The organism is Actinomycetospora sp. NBC_00405 (assembly GCF_036044095.1).
In the GTDB taxonomy this organism is placed as follows: domain Bacteria; phylum Actinomycetota; class Actinomycetes; order Mycobacteriales; family Pseudonocardiaceae; genus Actinomycetospora; species Actinomycetospora callitridis.
Genome location: NZ_CP107938.1, coordinates 1,454,202 through 1,474,270, shown reverse-complemented (window position 1 = coordinate 1,474,270; position 20,069 = coordinate 1,454,202). Strand labels below are relative to the sequence as shown.

Here is a 20,069-nt window from a genome sequence, read left to right as displayed (position 1 = left end):
CCCTCAGGCCTCGGCGGCGAGCTCGCGCTGCCGGGCGGCCGCCGACTCCACCGCGTCGACGATGCCGACGTAGCCGGTGCAGCGGCAGATGTTGCCGGCCATCTCGGCGCGGATGCGGTCGCGGCTGGGCGCGGGTTCGGTGTCGAGCAGGTGCTGGGCGGTCATGAGCATGCCCGGGGTGCAGGCGCCGCACTGCAGGCCGTGGCAGCGCGAGAACGCCTCCTGCAGCGGGTGCAGGGTGCCGTCGTCGGCGGCGAGGCCCTCGACGGTGGCGATCGAGGCGCCGTCGGCCTGGACGGCGAACATGAGGCACGCGCGCACGGGTCGGCCGTCGACCACGATCGTGCAGGCGCCGCAGACGCCGTGCTCGCAGCCGAGGTGGGTGCCGGTGAGCCCCAGGTCCTCGCGCAGGGCGTCGGCCAGGGTGCGGCGGGGCTCGACGTCGACGCGGTGGCGTTCGCCGTTGACCGTGAGGGAGATCTGCACGTCGGCCTCCTCAGGCGGGGACGGGGCTGCGGTCGCTCGCCGGGGTCCCGGCGAGCTGGGCGAGGGCGCGGCGGACGACCTCGCGGGTGAGGGCGCGCCGGTAGTCGGCGCTCCCGTGCAGATCGGAGGCCGGCTCGACGCTCCGGGCGGCGGCGTCGGCGATCTCGGAGACGCGGTCGTCCTGCACCGCCCCGGAGACGGTCAGCAGGTCGGGGGCGCTGTCGGGGGGCGGGACGAGGTGCGGGACGCCGCCGACGCCGCCGACCACGACGCGGAGGCGGTCGCCGAAGCGGGTGGCGACGGCCGACACGATGGCGAAGTCGCCGTGGCGGCGGGCGAACTCGGAGAAGCCCCAGCCGTCGGGGACGGGCAGCTCGACCTCGGTGATCATCTCGGCGTCGCCCAGGTCGGTCTGGAGTGCGCCGACGAAGAGGTCGGCGGCGCCGACCCGCCGGGTCGTGCCCGGCCCCGCGACCTGGACGGCGCCGTCGCACGCGAGCAGGACCGACGGGAGCTCGGCGGACGGATCGGCGTGCGCGAGGCTGCCGGCGACCGTGCCGCGGCTGCGGATCGCGGTGTGCCCGATCCAGCGGGCGGCCTCCGCGAGCAGCGGGTGCTGGTCCTGCTCGGCGAGGGTCAGGTGGCGGACGAGGGCCCCGAGGTGGAGCGTGTCGCCGCGCCGCTCGAGCCGGTCGAGGCCGGGGACGTGGTTGATGTCGACCAGCACCGCGGGCCGAGCCATGCGCAGCGCGAGGACCGGCATCAGGCTCTGGCCCCCGGCGAGGATCTTCCCCTCGTCGTCGGCGGCGTCGAGGGCGGCGACGGCGTCCGTCACGCCGGTCGCCCGGTGGTACTCGAACGGCGGGCACTTCATCGGGTCCTCCCGGGAGCGGTGGTCGGTGGCCCGGCAAGGCGGTCGTCGAGGATCACGACGTCACCCCCTGCAGGAGCGTCCACACCGACGCCGGGGTGACCGGCAGGTCGTCCACCTCGACCCCGAGCGCATCGGCCACCGCGCCCGCGACCACGGCGTTCGGGGCGAGGGTGCCGCCCTCGCCGACACCGCGGACGCCGGTGGGATTGGCGGCCGGGGTGCTGACGTGCCCGATCGTCAGCTCGGGGATCTCGCCCGAGGTCGGCATGAGGTAGTCGAGCAGCGTGCCGGTGGTCAGGTTCCCGGCCTCGTCGTAGACGAGGTGCTCGTACATCGCCCCGCCGATGCCCTGGGCGATCGAGCCGGCGATCTGCCCGTCGACGATCACCGGGTGCACGATCCGTCCGGCGTCCTCGACGCACACCCAGCTCAGGATGCCGATCTCGCCCGTGGCGGGATCGAACTCCAGCGCGCCGAGTTGGACGCCGGCGGCGAAGGCACCACGGATCGGGTCGTAGAACTTCGTGCCCTCGAGCCCCGGCTCGAAGCCCTCGGGCAAGCGGTCGGACTGCAGGTAAGCGACCCTCGCGACCTCGGCCAGCGAGATGATCGGCTTCTCCTGCCCGGCCATGTAGACCTCGCCACCACGGAGGTCGAGGTCCTCGACGGGGGCTTCCTTCAGCGCCGCCGCCAGCGCGAGTGCCTTGCCCCGGACGTGCTCGCCGGCGAGGTGCGCGGCACCGCCGCCGATCACGGCCTGGCGGGAGGAGAACGCGCCGAAGCCCCAGAGCGACTCGTCGGTGTCGCCGATCCGGACCTCGACCGCCTCGTACGAGACGCCCAGGGCGTCGGCGACGACCTGCGCCATGGTCGTCTCGAGGCCCTGCCCCTGGGACGTGACGCCGGAGAAGACGGTGACGGCACCGTCGGGGTTGATCCGCACGGTGCAGGCGTCGTGACCGGTGCGGAACGCCATGCGGGGGCCTGCCGACGCGGCCCGCCCGAGGCCGGTGAGCTCGTTGTAGATGCCGATCCCGATGCCGAGCGGCTTCCCGCCGGCGGCCCGCCGCCGTTGCTGCTCGGCCCGCCAGCCCTCGAGCCCGAACGTCTCGAGTGCCTGGTCGAGGCAGGCCTCGTAGGCCCCTGAGTCGTCGACGAGCCGCGACGGCATCGTGTGGGGGATGTCCGCGGGCAGGATGAGGTTGCGCCGCCGCAGCGCGATCGGGTCCATGTCGAGCGCCCGGGCGCCGGAGTCCATCAGCGCCTCCATCGCGAACACCGTGGAGGGACGCGCGACGCCGCGGTAGGGACCCGACGGGCTGGTGTTGGTGGTGACGCCGCGGACCGTGCACTCGTAGTGCGCGAGCTTGTACGGGCCGGTGAGCAGGCCACCGGCCATGAGGGGCTCGATGCCGGCGGTCCAGGGGTAGACCGAGTAGGCGCCGGCGTTGCACCACGCGTCGGCCTTCACCGCGAGCAGCTCCCCGTCGGCGGCGAACCCGGCGCGCAGCACGTAGCGGTGCTCGCGGGCGTGGGTCGCGGACAGCAGGTGCTCGACGCGGTCCTCGACCCACTTGAGGGCGACCCCGGGCATCGCCATGGCCATCAGGCACAGGGCGACGTCCTCGGGATAGAGCACGGCCTTGACCCCGAAGCCGCCGCCGACGTCGGGGGCGATGACCCGGATGTTGCCCTCGGGCAGGTCGAGCAGCTCGGCGAGCTGGGTGCGCACGATGTAGGGGACCTGGGTGCCGGACCAGAACGTCAGCTTGCGGTCGGCGACCTCGTAGAGCGCGACCCCGGCCCGGCACTCGATGGGGTTGCCGCCGTGCCGGTTGGTGGTCACCTCGCGGTCCACGATCACCGCGGCCTCCGCGAGCGCCGCCTCGACGTCGCCCGCGCGAAAGGTGCGGGAGAGCAGGACGTTGTCCGGCGCCTCGTCGTGCACCGGGTCGGTGATCTCCTCCGGGGACGCCCAGGCGCACACCTGCGGGGTCAGCGGTTCGTACTCGACGTCGACGCCCTCGGCGCCGTCCTCGGCGTGGTAGCGGTCGTCGGCGACGATCGCGGCCACGGCCTCGCCGGCGAAGCGGACCTTGCCGCGCGCCAGCGGCGGCTGGTCGGTCTCGACGTAGCCCGGGAGCCCCGACTGCGCGCGCAGCGAGACCGACGCCAGGGCGGGGTGATCGCCGGTGAACACCGCGCTGACGCCGCCGGTCTCGAGCGCCTCGCCGACGTCGACCGAGGTGATCCGCGCGTGGGCCAGCGGGCTGCGCACGAACGCGACGTGACGCATCCGCGGCAGGGCGAGGTCGGAGACGTAGCGGCCGCGGCCGGTGAGCAGCCGGGCGTCCTCCTTGCGCCGGACCGCGGTCCCGCTGGCGGTCGCCTCCGGCGCCGGTGATGTGGTGGTCATGGTCCTCCTCTCGCTGGTGCGTCCGTGCGGCGCGAGTGATCAGGGCATGGCGAAGCCGCCGTTGACCGAGACGACCTGGCCGGTGGTCCAGGCCGAGCACGGCGAGGCGAGCAGCAGGATCGTCGGGGTCACGTCCTCGGGGCGGCCGAGACGACGCAGCGGGTACAGCGCGGTGATCTTCTTGAGGCGTTCCTCGTCGGTCCCGCCGGCGTGGGCGGAGAACCGGTCGGTCTGCACGAGCCCGATCGACACGGCGTTCGCCCGGATGCCGTGGCGGGCGAGCTCCTTGGCCAGCGACTTCGTCAGCCCGAGGGTGGAGGAGCGGGCGGTGGCGGTGACGGTGAGCCCCGACTCCCCGACGCGCCCGGAGTCGCCCATGAGCGACACGATGGACCCGCCGCCGTGGGCGGCCATGCGCTGCGCGACGGCGTGGGAGATGCGCAGGGTCCCGGTGACGGTCACGTCGATCTCGGCCGCGAAGTCGGACGCCGACCGCTCGAGGAAGCGACCGCGGCTGGTGACCGCGGCGTTGTTCACGAGCACCCCGATCGGCCCGAGCTCGGACTCCACCGCGTCGAGCGCGCGGGCGACGCCGGCGTCGTCGCGGGTGTCGACCGCGACCGCGGTGGCCTTGACGCCGGTGGCGCGCACGGCCTCCGCCGCGGCCTCGGCGCCCTCGCCGGAGGTGTTGTAGCCGAACGCGACCTGCGCGCCCTCGGCGGCGAACGCCTCGCCGATGGCGCGGCCGAGGCCCTGCCCGGCGCCGGTGACCAGCACGGTGGTGCCGGCGAGCTGCAGATCCATGGAGAGCTCCTCAGACGGTGACGAAGCGGCGGCGATCGCCGAAGGTGACGATCCGGCCGTGGGCGAGGCCGGGGAGGTGGGCGGGGACGACGAGGTCGGCGGTGTCGGTGACCTCGCGGACCAGGGCGTTGCGCATCGCCTGCGCGGCCCGGGGGTCGACGTCGAAGGTCGCCTCCCAGTCGGGCTCCTCGAGCTCGACCACCGAGTGCGCGACGTCGCCGACGAGCAGTGCGCGCTCGCCCCCGCCGGACACGACGTAGGTGGTGGACCCGGGCGTGTGGCCCGGGGTGGGTCGGGCGTCGAGACCGGGCGCCAGGGTCGTGTCGGTGTCGAACACCTCCAGACGGTCCCGCAGCGGGGCGAGCTTGCGCACCGCTCCTGGCTCGGCGTCCGTGGCGTCGACGAAGTGCGCCCAGTCCGCGGCGTGCACGCGGTACGTGGCGTTGCCGAACACCACCTCGCCCTTGCTGGTGGCCCACCCGACGTGGTCGAAGTGCAGGTGGGTGAAGACGACGTCGGTGACGTCGGCGGGGGAGACGCCGTGCGCGGCGAGCGCGTCGAGGAACCCGCCGCCGGCGTAGTGGTCGTTGTGGATGCGCCCGACCCCGGCGTCGACGAGCACGGTGCGGTCCCCGGTGCGCAGCAGGAACCCGCCGAGGGTCAGCTCGAGGTCGCCGACGGCGTCGAGGTGCTCGCGGTGGCAGGCCCACCGGTCCTCGCCGGGCACCGAGAGCACCTCGCGCGCGTTCTCGCGACCGGTGCCGTCGACCACCGGCAGGATCTCGACGTCGCCGACCTTCACCGCCGGGCCCCCTCGTCGGCGGGCGAGGTCGATCTCGCGATCTCCGTCACGAGCGCGCTGCTCAGCTCCACGTCACGACCTCCTGGTCGAGGCTCCGGGGTGCGGGCGCCGGGAGCGGCGGCCCGGCGAGGTCGTCGAGGCGCCGGGCGAGCTCGAAGCGCTTGATCTTCCCCGAGCCGGTGCGGGGGATGGTGTCGGTGAGGTGGAAGCCGTCGGGGACCTTGAACCACGCCAGCTGTCGGCGGCAGTGCTCCCGGAGGGCCTCGACGTCCGGTCCTCCGCCGGCCTCGGTGTCGGCGACCACGAACGCCACCGGCACCTCGCCCAGGTCGGGATGCGGACGTCCGACGACGGCGACGTCCGCGACGCCGGGGGCGCCGAGCAGGGCGTTCTCGATCTCGGCGGGGTAGATGTTCTCCCCGCCCCGGATGATCATCTCCTTGGTGCGGCCGCTGATCGTGAGGTAGCCGTGGACGTCGGTGCGGGCGAGGTCGCCGGTGCGGTACCAGCCGTCGACGAGCACGTCGGCGGTCTGCTGGGGCTTGCCGTGGTAGCCGCGCATGACGCTCGGGCCGCGCACCCACAGCTCGCCCTCGCCGCCCGGCGGCGCGTCCACCCCGGTGGCCGGATCGACCAGCCGGACGGCGAGACCCGGGATCGGCAGCCCGCAGGAGCCGTACGGGCGGGACCCGTGGGGCCAGTTCATCACCACCATCGTCGAGGTCTCGGTGATCCCGTAGCCGTCGAGCAGGATCGCGCCGAACGACCGCTCGAACGCCTCGTTGACCGCCGCCGGCAGGATCGCGCCGGCCGAGACCGCGACACGGAGACGATGCGCGGGGGTCCCGCCGCCGTCGCGCGCGCTCGCGGCCTGCAGGAGGTAGGAGAACGTCGTCGGCACACCGGGGAGGACCGTGTAGTCGCCGGTCGCGAGCAGCTCGAGGACGCGGCTCGAGGAGAAGCGGGGGAGGATCCGTTCGCCCGCTCCCGTGGCCGCGACCCCGAGCACGCACAGGTCCAGGGCGTAGGAGTGGAACAGCGGCAGCGCGGACAGGACGGTGTCGTCCGGACCCAGGCCCATGATCGGCGCCCAGCAGGCCGCCACCACCCACAGGCAGCTGCGCAGGCTCAGCTCCACGCCCTTCGGGCGCCCGGTGGTGCCCGAGGTGTAGAGCATGAACGCCGTGGCGTCGAGGTCGTCGGGATCGGGCGCGGGCACGTCCGGCTCGCGGCCGACCAGCTCGGCGTACGACGGCCAGCGCGGCGCCGTCCCGCCGACCAGGACCACCGGGACGTCTGGTGGGACGAAACCGGCGACGACGTCGGCGTGGGCGGCGTCGGTGACGACCAGGCGCGCGCCGCAGTCGCCGAGCATGTACTCGAGCTCCCCCGGTCCGGCGTCCGGGTTGAGGCACACCGCCACGGCACCGGCCCGGGGCACGGCGAGGTAGGTCTCCGCGGTCTCGACGGCGTTGGCCATCACCATTGCCACCCGGTCGCCGGGCCCGACGCCGAGGGCGACGAGGTGGCCGGCGAGGCGGGCGGTGGTGCGGGCGAGCTCGCCGTAGGAGATCTCGCGGTTCTCGTCGGCGAACGCCGTGGCCTCGCCCCGTGTGCGGGCGTGGCCCTCGAGCAGCATGTGGAGCGGCCGGATCACCTCGGTACGCAGCATCGCGCCTCCTCGACCAATTAACGCTCGTTAGGAACGGTAGGGGTGAGCGGTGGACGGGAGCAAGGCTTACTAATGCTCGTTCGTTCTGAGACCATGGCTGGGATGTCCGGACCGAGGCGGTGATCGATGAGCACGAACCGGACGGACCTCGCGCCCCGGCGCGCCACCCGCGCGGCGCTGACCCGCGAGGTCGTCCTCGACGCGGCCCTGACGCTCTTCGCGCGGCGGGGCTACCACGGCACGGCGCTGAGCGAGATCGCCGACGCGCTCCAGGTCCGGACCCCGAGCCTCTACAACCACATGGACTCGAAGCACGAGCTGCTGCGCACCATCGTGGACCGCACCACCGCGGGCGTGCTGGCCGACTTCCACGCGGCCGTCGACCCCGGCGACCCACCCGTCGAGCAGCTCCGGCGGGCCGCCGATGTCTACGCCCACCGTCACGCCACGCATCGCCGCGAGGCGCTCGTGGTCAACCGCGACACCGGCAGCCTCGAGGAGCCGGCGCGCAGCGACCTGCAGGCCCGTCGTCGCGCGCACGAGCACGCCCTGCGCGCCGTCATCGCTCGCGGCGTCGAGCAGGGCGATTTCCGGGTGGAGTCGCCGGCCCTCGCGTCGTTCGCCATCCGGGAGCTGTGCGTGAGCATCGCGCGGTGGTTCTCCGACGACGGCGAGCTCACGGCCGAGGCCGTCGCCGACCAGTACAGCCGTTTCGCCCTCCGGATCGTCGGTGCCTGGGACGCCCGGCTCCCACCGCGCTGAGACGATGACGGCCGTGAGTGCCCCTGCCGCGCCCGGTGATCGCGCCGCCGTCACGCCCGCCACGGTGCGCGACGCGGCGACGACCCTGTTCGCGGAGAAGGGCTATCACGGGACGGCGCTCAGCGAGGTGGCCGCGCGGCTCCGGATACGGACGCCCAGCCTCTACAACCACATGAGATCCAAGCAGGAGCTGCTGGCCGAGATCGTGCTGACGACGTCCCAGCAGGTGTGGGCCGAGTTCGAGGCCGCCGTCGACGGTCGTGACGACGTCGTGAGCCGGCTACGCGAGGCAGCGAGGGTCTACGCGCTGCGTCACGCCACCCACCGACGCGAAGCGTTGATCGTGAACCGGGACGTCGCCAGCCTCGACGAACCCGTCCTGACGCAGGTCCTCGAGCTCCGTCGACGCCACGAGCGCGCCGTCCGGGACCTGATCGCGGAGGGGGCGGACCGGGGCGTGCTCGTCGTCGAGACCCCTCGGGTCGCGTCGTTCGGTGTGCTGGAGATGTGTGTCAGCGTCGCCCGGTGGTTCTCGCCCGGGGGCCCGTTGACGGCCGAGCAGGTGGCCGAGCAGTACAGCGAGTTCGCGCTCAGGGTCGCGGGCCACGTCGGCGCCCCCTCCTAGTCAGGGCGTCCCGGCGCGGCACTTTCGTGTCGCGACACCCACAGCGCGCCGTCCCTCGTGAAGAGTCCGGGCCGGCAGCGATCACCCTGCTCGACGACCGCGAGGCGCACACCATGACCGCCACCACCACGCGACCGACGTCGACGGATCGGCGGGCCGGCCGTGCGTCCCGCCTCTGGCACCTGCTGATCGTCGTCGACGTCGCTGCCGCCCTGGTCATCCAGCTGTGGCTCATCCTCACCGGGGGCCCCGATCCCAACACCGGCGAGGCCGTCGCCTCGGTCGGGATCGGTACCCGGATGATCCAGACGCTGAGCTACTTCACGATCCAGAGCAACATCCTCGTGCTGATCGCCGCGGCCACCCTGGTGGTCCACCCCGCCCGGGACGGACGGGTCTGGCGCATCCTCCGGCTCGACGCGCTCCTGGGCATCACCATCACGGGCCTGGTCTTCGACCTGGTCCTCATCCGCTACGTCCACCCCACCGGATGGCCGCTCGTCGCCACCATCGGCTTCCACTACATCGCCCCCTGGGCGACCCTGCTCGGGTGGCTGATCTTCGGCCCCCGCCCCCGCATCGACCGCGGGACCATCGCCTGGGCGTTCCTCTGGCCGATGCTCTGGATCGCCTACACCTTCGTCCGCGGCGCGCTGGTCGGCTGGTATCCCTACCCGTTCCTGGACGTCGACGTGATCGGCTACTGGGCGTCGATCCGCAACACCGCGGTCGTCCTCGGGGTGGCCGTCGTCCTGGTCGCGATCTTCATGGGACTCGACCGGTTCCGCGCCGTCGGCTCGGCCCCTGCCCACGAGGGGGAGGAGCGGGAGCCTCCGGCGGCGCCGTGAGCGGGCTACAGCAAGGTCCGGTACTCCTGGTTCGACGGCCGCAACCGCGGGTCGGCACCGAGGTAGACGTGCTTCGACATGTCCGGTGAGTACCTGCTGGCCGGCGGGGTGCGCCCCAGCGTCTCGGCCATCGCCCGCAGGTGGTGCGGCGCCGCGCCGCAGCACAGGCCGAAGTAGCCCACGCCGGCCGCCCGGGCCCGGCGGGTGAAGTCCGCGATCTCGTAGCGGTGGCAGGTGAACGGGTCGAGCGCCGTCGGGAACGGGAGATCCTCCGGGAGCGTGGTCGGCCCGTGGTCGCGCAGCGCGTGGAAGGTCGGCTGCTCGGGGTGGGTGCGGTAGGGCACCGGCAACGCGGCGACCGGGACGTCCACCGCCGCGGCGATCGGCCCCAGCAGCGGCAGCATCGTGGCCGGACCGCGCACACAGTTGAGGCCCACGACGTCGGCGCCACGAGCGGCCAGCTCGCGGCACGCCTGCGGGATCGCGACCCCGTCCCGGGTCACCGGCTCCTGTCCGGCCACCAGCAGCAGCACCGGGGGCAGTCCGGCCGCGCGGATCACCTCGAGAGCGATCTCGGCCTCCCCGAGGTACCGGAACGTCTCGGCGATGACGAAGTCGACACCGGCCTCGGCGGCCCAGCCCACCTGCTCGGTGAACATCTCCCGCACGGTGGCGTGCGTCGCGGGATCGCCCGGGTCGTAGACGCCGGTGTTGCAGATGTTGCCCGCCAGCAGCGTGCCGGTGCCGTCGGCCACCCCGCGGGCGATCTCGAGCGCCTGCCGGTTGAGCGGTTCCAGGATGTCGCCCTTGCCGATCACACGCAGCTTCTCGCGGTGCGCGTAGTACGTGAACGCCTCGACGACGTCCGAGCCCGCGTGCACGAACTGCCGGTGCAGGGCGGCGACCTCCTCGGGATGGTCGAGGACCACTTCCGGGACGAAGGCCCCGGCCTGCAGGTAGCCGCGCCGCTCGAGCTCGAACAGGTAGCCCTCGCCGCACACGACCGGCCCGGCCGCGAGGCGCTCGGTGAGGCCCGGACCGCGCAGCGACTCCGGCACCGGCTGGGGAACTGTCATGGTGGCCTCGCTTCGCCGTCGTGGATCTCCCAGAGTCGCGGTCGGTGGGGGAGATGACCCCGTCCAATCGATGCGCAGCGTCACTGATTCGAGAAGGTCCGCCTTATGAGCGCTCCCGGCGGCGTGATCACCCGCCATGGTCACATGAAGTTGCGGGTGTGCAGGGCAGAGAGCTCGGCGGCCTCGTCCGGCGGGAAGCCGAGGCGTGCCAGGCGTTGACGTCGGCCGTCGTCCATGGCGTGGTGCAGATCCTGGACCGCGTCGTGACCACGGGCGATCGCCTCCGGGGTCCAGTCGCCGGCGGCGAGGACGACGAGGGCGTCGAAGACGTCGGCATTGAGCCCGGCGGTGTCGACGAGGGCGTCGTGGCGTCGCTCGATCGCGGCGCGCAGCTTGCCGGGCAGCGTCGGGTCGCGCCGGCCCTGGTGCTCGAGGTGGGCGACGCCGAACGCGACGTGGCGCGCCTCGTCGATCCGCGCCAGGTGGGTCACCCGCGCCCGATCAAGACCGCGACCGTCGTGGAACGACGACGAGCCGTGGGGGCCGATGGGGACCGGTCAGGGTGACGACGATGCCGATCTCTCGCGTGACGCTTCGCGGCGCTGCTCGCCGTCGTAGGCAGCGGCTTCGACCGCGGCATCGCTGTCGAGCCCCGAGCCGATCGCTCCCGCGACCGTCGCGAAGCCCGTGGCCAGCCACGCCAGCCGCACGTGGTCGACGAATCCCGGCCACGTGGCGGCATCGCTGGAGTAGACCGGGGGCTCGAGGAAGAACACCGTCACCGCGATGTTGAAGGCGAGCACGGCCACCGACATCGTCACGACCCGACCAGCAGGGTCAGAACGGTGGACGCGTTCCACAGGACCGGGTCCCAGCCCTCGCCCAGCTCGTCCCGGCTCCGCCAGAGGTGGTGGGCGCCGATGATCCAGACGACCATCATGAGCACGGCGGCCACCATGGTCACGACCAGCTTGGTCGTGCTCAACGAGCCGGCGAGCTGCCAGATCGTCGAGGTGATCACCAAGTAGGCGCTGGTGGCCATCACGGCCGCCAGCGCGCTGCGCATACCGAGCACCAGACGCCACGGACGGTTCGCGATCACCATCCCGGCGAGGAGCCGCATCCTGCCGGTGGGTCGCGGTGTCATGGGCGACATGCTGCACGATCATGGAGTGAGGGCTTCGCGAGGCCGTCCCGCGAGACCGGTGGGCGTCCGCCGACTGCGGCGGGACTCCGTCCCGCGGTCGGCACGGGATCAGACGGCGGTGTAGCCGCCGTCGACGGGGAGGGCGACGCCGACGACGAAGGCGGCGCCCGGGCTGCAGAGCCACAGCACGGCAGCGGCCATCTCGTCAGCGGTGCCGAGGCGGTTGATGGGCTGGTTGGCCTCCGCCTGCGTGCGGTCGAGGTCCCCGGAGTCGATCATTCGTGTGACCATCGGGGTCTCGATGGTGCCGGGGCAGATGGCGTTGATGCGGATGCCGCGGGGGGCGTACTCGACGGCGGCGCTCCGGGTCAGACCGATGACGCCGTGCTTGGACGCGTGGTAGGCGGCGCGGCCGGGCAGGCCGACGAGCCCGCCGAGCGAGGAGCAGTTGACGATCGCGCCGGAGCCCTGGGTCCGCATCTGGGCGAGCTCGTGCTTCATGCTCGCCCAGATGCCGCGCAGGTTGACGCCGTTGACCCGGTCGAAGACCTCGGCGGGCTCGTCGGCGGCGTCGGTGACCGGCGATTGGATGCCGGCGTTGTTGTAGGCCAGGTCGAGGCCGCCGAAGGTCTCGACGGTCCGGCGTACGGCGGTGGCGACCTGGTCCTCGTCGGCGACGTCGCAGGACAGGGCGAGCACGCGGTGCCCGGCGTCGCGCAGCTCGTGCTCCGCGGCGTCGAGCGCCTCCCCCGCGAGGTCGGCGAGCGCGACCGCCGCACCGGACTCGGCGAAGGCCCGCGCGGTGGCCAAGCCCATGCCGGAGCCGGCGCCCGTGACGAAGGCTGTCTGCCCGGAGAAGTCGTAGGTCGGCATGGCGATGTCCTCTCGGATCGTGGACTAGACGGTCTGGCCGCTGTCGACGACCAGCGCGTGCCCGACGGTGAACGCGGCCTCCTCCGAGCAGAGCCAGAGCACCGCCGCAGCGATCTCCTCCGGGCGGCCGAGGCGGCCGATCGGTTCCTGGGCGACGACCGACGCGTAGCCCTCCTCGGTGCCGCCGGTGAGGCGCCCGATCATCTCGGTGTCGATGATGCCGGGGCAGACGGCGTTGATGCGGATGTCCTGCGCCGCTTGTTCGAGGGCGGCCGAGGTGGTCAGGCCGATCACGGCGTGCTTGGTGGCGGCGTAGGCGGCCTGGTCGGGGAAGCCCCGGACGCCCGCCCCGGAGGCGGTGTTGACGATCGCGCCGCCACCGGTGCCGGCCATGACCTCGATCTCGCGACGCATCGACAGGAAGGTCCCGCGCAGGTTGATCGCCACGAGCCGGTCGAACTCGTCGTCGGTGATCTCGTGGACGGGCTTGCGAGGCTGCTCGACGCCGGCGTTGTTGAACGCGACATCGAGACGTCCGAAGCGCTCGATGACGGCGGCGAGTGCGGCGTCGACGTCCTCGACGCGAGAGACGTCGCAGGACACGGCGAGGGCCTGACCGCCGTCCTGTTCGATGAGCCGGGCGGTCTCCTGCGCTCCGTCGAACCTGATGTCGGCGACCACGACTCGGGCGCCCTCGCGGGCGAACGCCAGGGCCGTGGCGCGCCCGATGCCGGTGGTCGCGCCGGTCACGAACGCGACCCTGCCGTCGAACCGCCCGGTCACGTCGTGGCCTGCTGGTGCTGCTCGTCGGTGACGGGCTCGACGATGTCGACGTCGACGTCGCCGGTGGAGCGTTCCACCGGCGCCTTCGCGGTCGGACCGACGGGTTCGAGTTCCATGGACCTCTCCTCGGGACGGAGTGGGTGTGTCCGGGGTCGGGCGACCCGGCTACGGGGTGAGCAGCGTCTTGATGGCGCGACGCTCGTCCATGGCGCGGTAGCCCTCGGCGGCCTCGTCGAGGGGGAGGGTGAGGTCGAAGACCTTGCCCGGGTCGATCTCGCGGCGGGTGATGAGGTCGATCAGCTCGGGCAGGAAGCGCCGGACCGGGGCGGGGCCGCCGTGGAGGTGGACGTGGGAGAAGAACAGCGGCAGGCCGGGCAGGGAGACGTCGTGGGAGACCCCCACGTAGCCGACGTGCCCGCCGGGGCGGGTCGAGTCGATCGCCTGCATCATCGACTCCTGGGTGCCGACGGCCTCGATCACCGAGTGCGCGCCGAACCCGTTCGTCATGTCCTTGATCCGCGCGACGCCCTCGTCGCCGCGCTCGGTGACGATGTCGGTGGCACCGAAGTGCCGGGCGAGCTGCTGGCGGGACTCGTGGCGGCTCATGGCGATGATCCGCTCGGCGCCGAGCTGCTTCGCGGCGAGCATGCCGAGCAGCCCGACCGCGCCGTCGCCGACGACGGCGACGGTCTTGCCGGGGCCGGCCTCGGCGGCGACGGCGCCGAACCAGCCGGTGCCCAGCACGTCGGAGGCGGCGAGCAGGCTCGGGAGGAGGTCGGCCGACGGGGTGTCGGGGGTGGCGACGAGGGTGCCGTCGGCCAGCGGGACGCGCAGGTGCTCGGCCTGGGCACCGAGGGTGCCCATGATCTCGGCGTGCGGGCAGGAGGGCTGGTACCCGGCGCGGCAGATCTCGCAGGTGTTGTCCGAGGCGAAGAACGAACCGACCACGAACTGCCCGGGACGGATGTCGCGGACCTCGCTACCGACCTCCTCGACGATGCCGACGTACTCGTGGCCCATCGGCGCCGGTCCGGTGACGTCCTCGATGCCGCGGTAGGGCCACAGGTCCGAGCCGCACACGCAGGTGGCGGCCAGACGGATGACCGCGTCGGTGGGCTGCTCGATCTCGGGGTCGGGACGGTCCTCGACGCGGACGTCGCCGGGGGCGTGCAGTACTGCTCCTCGCATGGCGGTTCCTTCTCGGTGCGTGGGTGATCGCGTCGCGGTCCGGGTGGCGGACCGACGACCACGAGACAACGCCTCATCGCCGGCGCGTGGGAGGAGCCCCTGACACGGGTGCCAGCAGGGGGGTGCTGCCAGCACCCCTTGCGGCGGCACCCCGCACACCCGGCGAGCCGGACCTACCGTGGAGCCATGAGTGGTGCCGACAACCGCGTCGAGCTCGGCGAGTTCCTGGCCTCCCGGCGAGCCCGGATCACCCCGGACCAGGTCGGGCTGCCGGTGTACGACGCCGGCAAGCGTCGCGTGCCCGGGCTACGGCGCCAGGAGGTCGCGACCCTCGCCGGGCTGTCGATCGACTACTACACCCAGCTCGAGCGCGGCAAGGCCGGCGGCGTGTCCGAGGCCGTGCTCGATGCGATCGCCCGCGCCCTGCAGCTCGACGAGGCCGAGCGGGCCCACCTGGCCGACCTGCACCGCAGCATCGCCACCGGCCCCGCACGAGCACGCCCCCGAGCCCGCCGCTCGAGCACCGTCCGGCCGATGGTCCAACGGTTGCTCGACGCGATGACCGTGCCGGCCATCGTGGGCAACGCCCGCCAGGACCTGGTGGCGGCGAACGCGCTGGGCTACGCCTTCTACGCCCCGCTCTACCCCGACCCGCAGCACCCCGACCCGAGCGTGCCGGTGAACTTCGTGCGGTTCTGCTTCCTCGACCCCCGGGCGCACGAGTTCTACCCGGACTGGGAGTTCATGGCCGACGTCGGGGTCAACAACCTGCGCACCGAGGCCGGGCGCGATCCCTACGACCGCGGCATCTCCGACCTGGTCGGAGAGCTCTCGACACGCAGTGAGGAGTTCCGGGTGCGGTGGGCCAAGCACAACGTGCGCCTGCACCAGACCGGCACCAAGCGCTTCCACCACCCCGTCGTCGGCGCCCTCGAGGTCGGCTACGAGACGATGCCGATCCCGGCCGATCCCGGGCTCGTCCTCACCGTCTACAGCCCCGAACCCGCCACGCCGTCGGCCGACGCGCTGTCCCTGCTCGCCAGCTGGACGGCGAGCCGGCCCGCGGCCACCAGCGAGCAGGACGACATGTCGCACTGACTCCGCGGCGCACGCGGGCGCTGCGGGCTACGGCCATGCCGGAGGTCGCGAGGGCTGCCCGGGGACCTTCTCGGTCGGGGTCGGTTCGGATTCGACCGCGAACACCGACGTGAGTGGACCTGTGATGAAGCGACCGGTCGCGATGAGCTCGCCGTGCTCGCCCTCGACCGGCACGAGCTCGGCGAACCCGAAGCTGTGGCCGTCGACCTCGAACGTCCGCTGTTCCACCTCGTGCCACCCGTCGGCGAGGAGCACACGGGTCACGTCAGGCTGTTGTCGTCGGGGGATGGCGCTCATCGTGTCTCCTCGGGGTGCTGCTGCCTCAAAGAGTCCTCACTCCTCGCGCTGGTCGGCGATGGTGCGCCGCGCCTCGTCGAGCTGGTCCTCGAGGACCACGATGCGGCACGCGGCGTCGAGGGCGGTGCCGTGGTCGAGGAGGTCCCGGACCCGGGCGGCCAGCCGGAGCTCGTGGCGGGAGTAGCGGCGGTGACCTCCTCCGGAGCGCTGGGGGTCGAGGAGCTTCGCCTCGTCCAGGCTGCGCAGGAAGCCGGGGGTCGCGCCGACCATCTCAGCGGCACGACCGATGGAGTACGCGGGGTAGTGCTCGTCATCGAGCCGCTGCGTCACGGCCTCGGACTCTCGGGCCAACATCACCTCCACACGGACGAGGGGCCCCGGCGCACCTTGCGCCGGGGCCCCTGGGGGATCAGGTCTGCACACTGTCGGCCGGCTCGGGGGCCGGCCTCGTACCGCAGGAACCGACGAGCGGGTGCTGCGGGGATCGGGGAAGCTCGATAACCGAAGATCACCATCCGTTCCGACGAGTCGATGAGCCCGGGTCGTGGCCGACCCGGACGGGCTGACGGTGCGCCGACCTCCCTTCCCGTGTCTCTTGATCTTCTCCTTGCGCGACGCAGAAAGTACACCTGCCGCCGAGACCATGTCTAGCGTGGCGGAGCGAGATTTTCTCGGTCGCCGGGGTGCGGTGTCCTCGTCGCCACCTCACGGGCTGCCGTCACCTGATGCGGGGTGGGCGACGTGCGGCGCAGACCCCGACAGAATCATCCGGAGGTCGAGGGTCGAGGCCGGACGTCGTCGGTCACCGCCCCGGGGTCAGCGGGCGGTCCCGTCCCGGTAGAACCACCGCCCGGCTTCCCGGACGAAGCGGCTGCGTTCGTGCAGGACCCCGCTCCCCGGACCCTCGCGGTGGTGGGCGCGGAACTCGACGACTCCGTCGCTGTCGAAGAGGCCGCCGCCCATGCGGTCGAGCACCTCCAGCTGCGTCCAGCGGATCGCGGGGTCGAGCGCCAGCGTCGTCGGGCGGGTCGACGGGTGCCAGGTCCGGAGCAGATGGTCGACGTCGCCACGCGCGAAGGCCGTGTAGCGCGAGCGCATGAGTGCCTCGGCGGTGGGAGCCGCGGTGTCGGACTCGCCGAGGTACCGGCCGCAGCACGCGTCGAACGGTTCGGGCAGGCCGCACGGGCAGGGTCGGGATGGCACGGCCCTCGAGTATGCCGTCCGGTGGACGGCGACGAGGGCGCGGTGGCGATGCTATAAGACTGGACTAATATAAATCGAAGTCGCTAGTGTGCGTCGGCCGGCGAGGACGACCTGGAGCATTCCGCCATGAAGTACACCGTCTCGATAGAGATCGCTCTGCCGCGGGAGAGGGTGGCCCAGCTGCTCGCCGACCCCGCACACATGCCGAACTGGCTACGAGGTCTGGTGCTGCACGAACCGATGAGCGGGACGCACGGGCAGGTCGGTACCGAGTCGCGTGTCGTGATGCAGACGGGCAAGCAGACGATGGAAGCGACCGAGACCATCACGCGCCGGGAGCCGGCGGACCTGCACGGCATCCCGCGGGACAGCGTCGTGCACTTCGACCGCGAGATCGTCGCCGAGGGCATGTGGAGCGCCGCGCGGGAGCGGCTGACGGAAGCCGGTCCGGAGACGACCCTCTGGGAGAGCGAGAACGAACACCGGTTCAGCAGCGTCCCGATGCGACTGGTGGGGCTCGTCATGCCCGGTGCCTTCCGCAAGCAGACGCGCCGGCACATGCAGGACTTCAAGGCGTTCGCCGAGCAGGGAACGGACGTCCGCGAAGCGACGCGCTGACCCACACCGTCGGCGCCCTGCGCGGCTGCGGCGCGTCATGTCCGGTCGCTGGGCCTCGCTCGATCATCTCGGCGCCTCTGTTCGACCCGGTAGCCGGCGACGACGTGAGCAAGGCCCGCCAGGGCGACCACGATCGCGGCCAGGGGATAGACGGCGGCCGCGACACACGTGACGACGGCCCAGAAGCCGATCACGAGGAAGAGCGCCCGGTGATAACGCTGCCGCGCGCCCCACGGGCCGAGCCGCTGCGGTGCGCCGGCCCCCTGACCACCGGGATGCGGCTGACCCCATGTCAACAACCGCGCGAGCGGAACCGCGAAACGAGACGCCACTGCCGACCCCCGATGAACCGCGAGGAGGGTCCCCCGACCCACTCGGCGACGGTACCGGGACACCGCCTCCGACCGGGGGGTTCTCGGGTCTCGACCACCCACACGCGCTTCCGTGGCGCCCCGCCCCTCGGCGGATCGGCGCCCCGCCGCCTCCGTCGGCGGTCGCGCGAGATCGGATCGGGGTCTCCCGGGTCACCGGGAGGGGTTGTCGCGGGTCCGGACGAGGAGTACCACTGATACCCCCTGGGGGTACCTATCCCATGGAGGAACTCGGCGTGGGAGGCACGCGATGGAGGACGGACCGTCGTCGGTCGGCGCGAACGACGAGTCGGCGCACGCGCACGACGGAGACGACACGGCCGGTGGCTGGGCGTCGGTGTCCTGGTCCGTGGCGGCCCGGGCGACGGCGCACTGCCTGACCGGGTGCGCGATCGGTGAGGTCCTCGGCATGGTCATCGGGACCGCGCTGGGACTGCACGATGCCGCCACCGTGGTCCTGGCGATCGCGCTCGCCTTCGTCTTCGGTTACGCCCTCACGATGCGCGGCGTCCTGCGAGCCGGGGTCGGGTTCCGTCAGGCGCTGCGCGTCGCCCTGGCCGCCGACACCGTCTCGATCACCGTGATGGAGATCGTCGACAACGCCGTCATGCTCGGCGTCCCCGGGGCGATGGACGCCGGCCTCACCAGTGCTTTGTTCTGGGGAGCGCTCGCGTTCGCGCTGCTGGTCGCCTTCGTCGTCACCACCCCGATCAACCGCTGGATGATCGGTCGGGGGAGGGGGCACGCCGTCGTGCACGCCCACCACTGAGCGAGATCGAGCACCGGGTCTCCGTAGCAGGCACGCTGGTTCGCTTCCACTGGAACGACCTCGCCCAGGAGCCGGACGTCGTCCTCGTCATCGTCGAGCGACGGTCAATCTGCCGGCCCGGTACGCGACGCCGACGGCGAGGACGAGCAGTCCGGACAGCACGGCCTGCCGCGGCAGGGTGGCCACGAGGAGCAGGCACCCGGCGGCCCCGACGACCTGCAGCCAGCGCGGGAACCGCCGTTGTTCGGGCGGCTGGGTGAAGGCCGAGAGGTTGGCGATCAGGTAGTACACGAGCACGCCGAACGACGAGAAACCGATCGCGTCGCGCAGGTCCACCGTGAGCACGAGGACCGACACGACGACGGCGACCGCGACCTCCGCGCGGTGCGGGACCTCGTGGCGTGGGTGGACCGCAGCGAACCACGGGGGGAGATCGGCCCGGCGGGCCATGGCCAGGGTGGTGCGGCCGACGCCGGCGATCAACGCCAGCAGCGCCCCGAGCGCTGCCGCCGAGGCGCCGACGGCCACCACCGGGACGGCCCAGGCCCAGCCCCCGACGGCGACCAGGTCGGTCAGCGGGGCCCGCGACGTCGCGAGCCGGGCCGGACCGAGCACGAGCAGGAGCGTCACCGCGACGACGGCGTACACCGCGACCGCGACGGCGAGCGCCGTGACGATGGCGCGCGGGATCGTGCGCCGGGGGTCGCGCACCTCCTCGCCCATGGTGGCGATCCGGGCGTACCCCGCGAAGGCGAAGAACAGCAGCCCCGCCGACTGCAGGACCTCGAGAGGACTCGGCGACGGAACCGCGACCAGGCCGACGATCCCCGGCGTCCCTCCCGTGAGCCCTGCGACGACCGCCACCGTCAGCGCGAGCAGCACGATGGTGACGATCACGCGGGTGAGCCGGGCCGTGCGGGTGACCCCGCGGTAGTTCACCGCGGCGAGCGCGACGACGGCGACCACGGCCGCCGGGCGCTGCCATGCGGCGGGGACGGCGTAGGCGGCGAAGGTGAGGGCCATCGCGGCGCAGCTGGCCGTCTTGCCGACGACGAATCCCCAGCCGGCGAGGAAGCCCCACCAGGCGCCCAGCCGCTCGCGGCCGTAGACGTAGGTCCCTCCCGAGACCGGGTACTGCGCCGCGAGCTGGGCCGAGGCGGTGGCGTTGCAGTACGCGACCGCGGCGGCGATCCCCAGGCCGATCAGCAGCCCGCCGCCGGCGGCCGCCGCGGCCGGTGCGAATGCCGAGAACACCCCGGCCCCGATCATCGAGCCGAGTCCGATCAGCACGGCGTCGGTCGGTCCGAGCCGGCGCGCCAGCGGGGGGTCGGTCACCTCGGCTCCCTCGGTCGAGCTC

The 20,069-nt window shown here is 72.8% G+C and carries 23 protein-coding genes; 6 read left to right on the top strand and 17 right to left on the bottom strand.

The features are described 5' to 3' along the window. Positions 1–3: 3 nt before the first annotated feature. From OG774_RS07230 to OG774_RS07205, 6 genes are all read right to left on the bottom strand, one after another. Entirely contained in the window at positions 4–486 is a 483-nt protein-coding gene (locus tag OG774_RS07230; RefSeq protein ID WP_328308058.1) for a (2Fe-2S)-binding protein, read from the bottom strand. A gap of 10 nt (positions 487–496) precedes the next feature. Beyond that, positions 497–1,360 carry an FAD binding domain-containing protein gene (locus OG774_RS07225; protein WP_328308055.1) on the bottom strand — a complete coding sequence of 288 codons (864 nt, stop codon included), beginning with the start codon at positions 1,358–1,360 and terminating at the stop codon, positions 497–499. A 52-nt stretch (positions 1,361–1,412) separates the two neighbouring features. Next, on the bottom strand, positions 1,413–3,776 hold the full coding sequence (locus tag OG774_RS07220) for a xanthine dehydrogenase family protein molybdopterin-binding subunit (RefSeq protein ID WP_328308052.1): 2,364 nt from the start codon (positions 3,774–3,776) through the stop codon (positions 1,413–1,415). Positions 3,777–3,815: 39 nt separating this feature from the next. Then, on the bottom strand, positions 3,816–4,580 hold the full coding sequence (locus tag OG774_RS07215) for an SDR family NAD(P)-dependent oxidoreductase (RefSeq protein ID WP_328308050.1): 765 nt from the start codon (positions 4,578–4,580) through the stop codon (positions 3,816–3,818). 10 nt (positions 4,581–4,590) lie between these two features. Continuing rightward, positions 4,591–5,382 (bottom strand): MBL fold metallo-hydrolase, encoded by a 792-nt coding sequence (locus OG774_RS07210; protein WP_328308048.1) that lies wholly within the window; start codon positions 5,380–5,382, stop codon positions 4,591–4,593. A gap of 61 nt (positions 5,383–5,443) precedes the next feature. Then, a complete protein-coding gene (locus tag OG774_RS07205) occupies positions 5,444–7,054 on the bottom strand; it encodes a class I adenylate-forming enzyme family protein (RefSeq protein ID WP_328308046.1) in 1,611 nt (536 codons plus the stop codon). A 126-nt stretch (positions 7,055–7,180) separates the two neighbouring features. Here OG774_RS07205 and OG774_RS07200 point away from each other — a divergent pair, with 126 nt between their 5' ends. From OG774_RS07200 to OG774_RS07190, 3 genes are all read left to right on the top strand, one after another. Next, positions 7,181–7,816: a TetR family transcriptional regulator gene (locus tag OG774_RS07200; RefSeq protein ID WP_328308044.1), complete on the top strand. Its 636-nt coding sequence runs from the start codon at positions 7,181–7,183 to the stop codon at positions 7,814–7,816. A gap of 4 nt (positions 7,817–7,820) precedes the next feature. Then, positions 7,821–8,441 carry a TetR/AcrR family transcriptional regulator gene (locus OG774_RS07195; RefSeq protein ID WP_442873955.1) on the top strand — a complete coding sequence of 207 codons (621 nt, stop codon included), beginning with the start codon at positions 7,821–7,823 and terminating at the stop codon, positions 8,439–8,441. A 113-nt stretch (positions 8,442–8,554) separates the two neighbouring features. Continuing rightward, positions 8,555–9,289 carry a Pr6Pr family membrane protein gene (locus OG774_RS07190; protein WP_328308040.1) on the top strand — a complete coding sequence of 245 codons (735 nt, stop codon included), beginning with the start codon at positions 8,555–8,557 and terminating at the stop codon, positions 9,287–9,289. A gap of 5 nt (positions 9,290–9,294) precedes the next feature. Here OG774_RS07190 and OG774_RS07185 read toward each other — a convergent pair whose 3' ends face one another. The 7 genes from OG774_RS07185 to OG774_RS07155 form a co-directional block, all read right to left on the bottom strand. Continuing rightward, positions 9,295–10,365 carry a homocysteine S-methyltransferase family protein gene (locus tag OG774_RS07185; RefSeq protein ID WP_328308038.1) on the bottom strand — a complete coding sequence of 357 codons (1,071 nt, stop codon included), beginning with the start codon at positions 10,363–10,365 and terminating at the stop codon, positions 9,295–9,297. Between the two features lie 140 nt (positions 10,366–10,505). Further along, entirely contained in the window at positions 10,506–10,856 is a 351-nt protein-coding gene (locus OG774_RS07180; RefSeq protein WP_328308036.1) for a hypothetical protein, read from the bottom strand. 66 nt (positions 10,857–10,922) lie between these two features. After that, positions 10,923–11,174, bottom strand: a complete 252-nt coding sequence (locus OG774_RS07175; protein ID WP_328308034.1) for a hypothetical protein — start codon at positions 11,172–11,174, stop codon at positions 10,923–10,925. Between the two features lie 8 nt (positions 11,175–11,182). Further along, complete coding sequence (locus tag OG774_RS07170) at positions 11,183–11,512, bottom strand: hypothetical protein (protein ID WP_328308032.1); 330 nt, start codon at positions 11,510–11,512, stop codon at positions 11,183–11,185. Positions 11,513–11,620: 108 nt separating this feature from the next. Continuing rightward, on the bottom strand, positions 11,621–12,385 hold the full coding sequence (locus OG774_RS07165; RefSeq protein ID WP_328308030.1) for an SDR family NAD(P)-dependent oxidoreductase: 765 nt from the start codon (positions 12,383–12,385) through the stop codon (positions 11,621–11,623). Between the two features lie 24 nt (positions 12,386–12,409). Continuing rightward, positions 12,410–13,168, bottom strand: a complete 759-nt coding sequence (locus tag OG774_RS07160; protein WP_328308028.1) for a glucose 1-dehydrogenase — start codon at positions 13,166–13,168, stop codon at positions 12,410–12,412. Positions 13,169–13,333: 165 nt separating this feature from the next. Further along, positions 13,334–14,356: a zinc-dependent alcohol dehydrogenase family protein gene (locus OG774_RS07155; RefSeq protein ID WP_328308026.1), complete on the bottom strand. Its 1,023-nt coding sequence runs from the start codon at positions 14,354–14,356 to the stop codon at positions 13,334–13,336. A gap of 186 nt (positions 14,357–14,542) precedes the next feature. Here OG774_RS07155 and OG774_RS07150 point away from each other — a divergent pair, with 186 nt between their 5' ends. Continuing rightward, on the top strand, positions 14,543–15,454 hold the full coding sequence (locus tag OG774_RS07150; RefSeq protein ID WP_328308024.1) for a helix-turn-helix transcriptional regulator: 912 nt from the start codon (positions 14,543–14,545) through the stop codon (positions 15,452–15,454). Positions 15,455–15,481: 27 nt separating this feature from the next. Here OG774_RS07150 and OG774_RS07145 read toward each other — a convergent pair whose 3' ends face one another. The 3 genes from OG774_RS07145 to OG774_RS07135 all read right to left on the bottom strand — a co-directional run bounded on the left by OG774_RS07145 (position 15,482) and on the right by OG774_RS07135 (position 16,954). After that, positions 15,482–15,751 carry a hypothetical protein gene (locus OG774_RS07145; RefSeq protein ID WP_328308022.1) on the bottom strand — a complete coding sequence of 90 codons (270 nt, stop codon included), beginning with the start codon at positions 15,749–15,751 and terminating at the stop codon, positions 15,482–15,484. 36 nt (positions 15,752–15,787) lie between these two features. Next, positions 15,788–16,105, bottom strand: coding sequence for a MerR family transcriptional regulator (locus OG774_RS07140; protein WP_328308020.1), 318 nt, complete (start codon positions 16,103–16,105; stop codon positions 15,788–15,790). 462 nt (positions 16,106–16,567) lie between these two features. Beyond that, positions 16,568–16,954, bottom strand: a complete 387-nt coding sequence (locus tag OG774_RS07135; protein ID WP_328308018.1) for a YchJ family protein — start codon at positions 16,952–16,954, stop codon at positions 16,568–16,570. Positions 16,955–17,080: 126 nt separating this feature from the next. On the opposite strand from OG774_RS07135, the gene OG774_RS07130 reads away from it, so the two are divergent. Further along, positions 17,081–17,572 (top strand): SRPBCC family protein, encoded by a 492-nt coding sequence (locus tag OG774_RS07130; protein ID WP_328308016.1) that lies wholly within the window; start codon positions 17,081–17,083, stop codon positions 17,570–17,572. Between the two features lie 621 nt (positions 17,573–18,193). After that, positions 18,194–18,712 carry a DUF4396 domain-containing protein gene (locus OG774_RS07125; protein WP_328308014.1) on the top strand — a complete coding sequence of 173 codons (519 nt, stop codon included), beginning with the start codon at positions 18,194–18,196 and terminating at the stop codon, positions 18,710–18,712. Positions 18,713–18,799: 87 nt separating this feature from the next. Here OG774_RS07125 and OG774_RS07120 read toward each other — a convergent pair whose 3' ends face one another. Next, positions 18,800–20,047, bottom strand: coding sequence for an APC family permease (locus OG774_RS07120; protein WP_328308012.1), 1,248 nt, complete (start codon positions 20,045–20,047; stop codon positions 18,800–18,802). Between the last annotated feature and the right edge of the window lie 22 nt (positions 20,048–20,069).

What these genes read in the sequence shown, in the direction of transcription:
- OG774_RS07220 (WP_328308052.1), bottom strand. Translation starts at nt 3,776, where the DNA reads ATGACCACCACATCACCGGCGCCGGAGGCGACCGCCAGCGGGACCGCG.
- OG774_RS07190 (WP_328308040.1), top strand. Translation starts at nt 8,555, where the DNA reads ATGACCGCCACCACCACGCGACCGACGTCGACGGATCGGCGGGCCGGC.
- OG774_RS07145 (WP_328308022.1), bottom strand. Translation starts at nt 15,751, where the DNA reads ATGAGCGCCATCCCCCGACGACAACAGCCTGACGTGACCCGTGTGCTC.
- OG774_RS07150 (WP_328308024.1), top strand. Translation starts at nt 14,543, where the DNA reads ATGAGTGGTGCCGACAACCGCGTCGAGCTCGGCGAGTTCCTGGCCTCC.
- OG774_RS07225 (WP_328308055.1), bottom strand. Translation starts at nt 1,360, where the DNA reads ATGAAGTGCCCGCCGTTCGAGTACCACCGGGCGACCGGCGTGACGGAC.
- OG774_RS07155 (WP_328308026.1), bottom strand. Translation starts at nt 14,356, where the DNA reads ATGCGAGGAGCAGTACTGCACGCCCCCGGCGACGTCCGCGTCGAGGAC.
- OG774_RS07125 (WP_328308014.1), top strand. Translation starts at nt 18,194, where the DNA reads ATGGAGGACGGACCGTCGTCGGTCGGCGCGAACGACGAGTCGGCGCAC.
- OG774_RS07205 (WP_328308046.1), bottom strand. Translation starts at nt 7,054, where the DNA reads ATGCTGCGTACCGAGGTGATCCGGCCGCTCCACATGCTGCTCGAGGGC.
- OG774_RS07200 (WP_328308044.1), top strand. Translation starts at nt 7,181, where the DNA reads ATGAGCACGAACCGGACGGACCTCGCGCCCCGGCGCGCCACCCGCGCG.
- OG774_RS07165 (WP_328308030.1), bottom strand. Translation starts at nt 12,385, where the DNA reads ATGCCGACCTACGACTTCTCCGGGCAGACAGCCTTCGTCACGGGCGCC.
- OG774_RS07215 (WP_328308050.1), bottom strand. Translation starts at nt 4,580, where the DNA reads ATGGATCTGCAGCTCGCCGGCACCACCGTGCTGGTCACCGGCGCCGGG.
- OG774_RS07195 (WP_442873955.1), top strand. Translation starts at nt 7,821, where the DNA reads ATGACGGCCGTGAGTGCCCCTGCCGCGCCCGGTGATCGCGCCGCCGTC.
- OG774_RS07170 (WP_328308032.1), bottom strand. Translation starts at nt 11,512, where the DNA reads ATGACACCGCGACCCACCGGCAGGATGCGGCTCCTCGCCGGGATGGTG.
- OG774_RS07185 (WP_328308038.1), bottom strand. Translation starts at nt 10,365, where the DNA reads ATGACAGTTCCCCAGCCGGTGCCGGAGTCGCTGCGCGGTCCGGGCCTC.
- OG774_RS07130 (WP_328308016.1), top strand. Translation starts at nt 17,081, where the DNA reads ATGAAGTACACCGTCTCGATAGAGATCGCTCTGCCGCGGGAGAGGGTG.
- OG774_RS07140 (WP_328308020.1), bottom strand. Translation starts at nt 16,105, where the DNA reads ATGTTGGCCCGAGAGTCCGAGGCCGTGACGCAGCGGCTCGATGACGAG.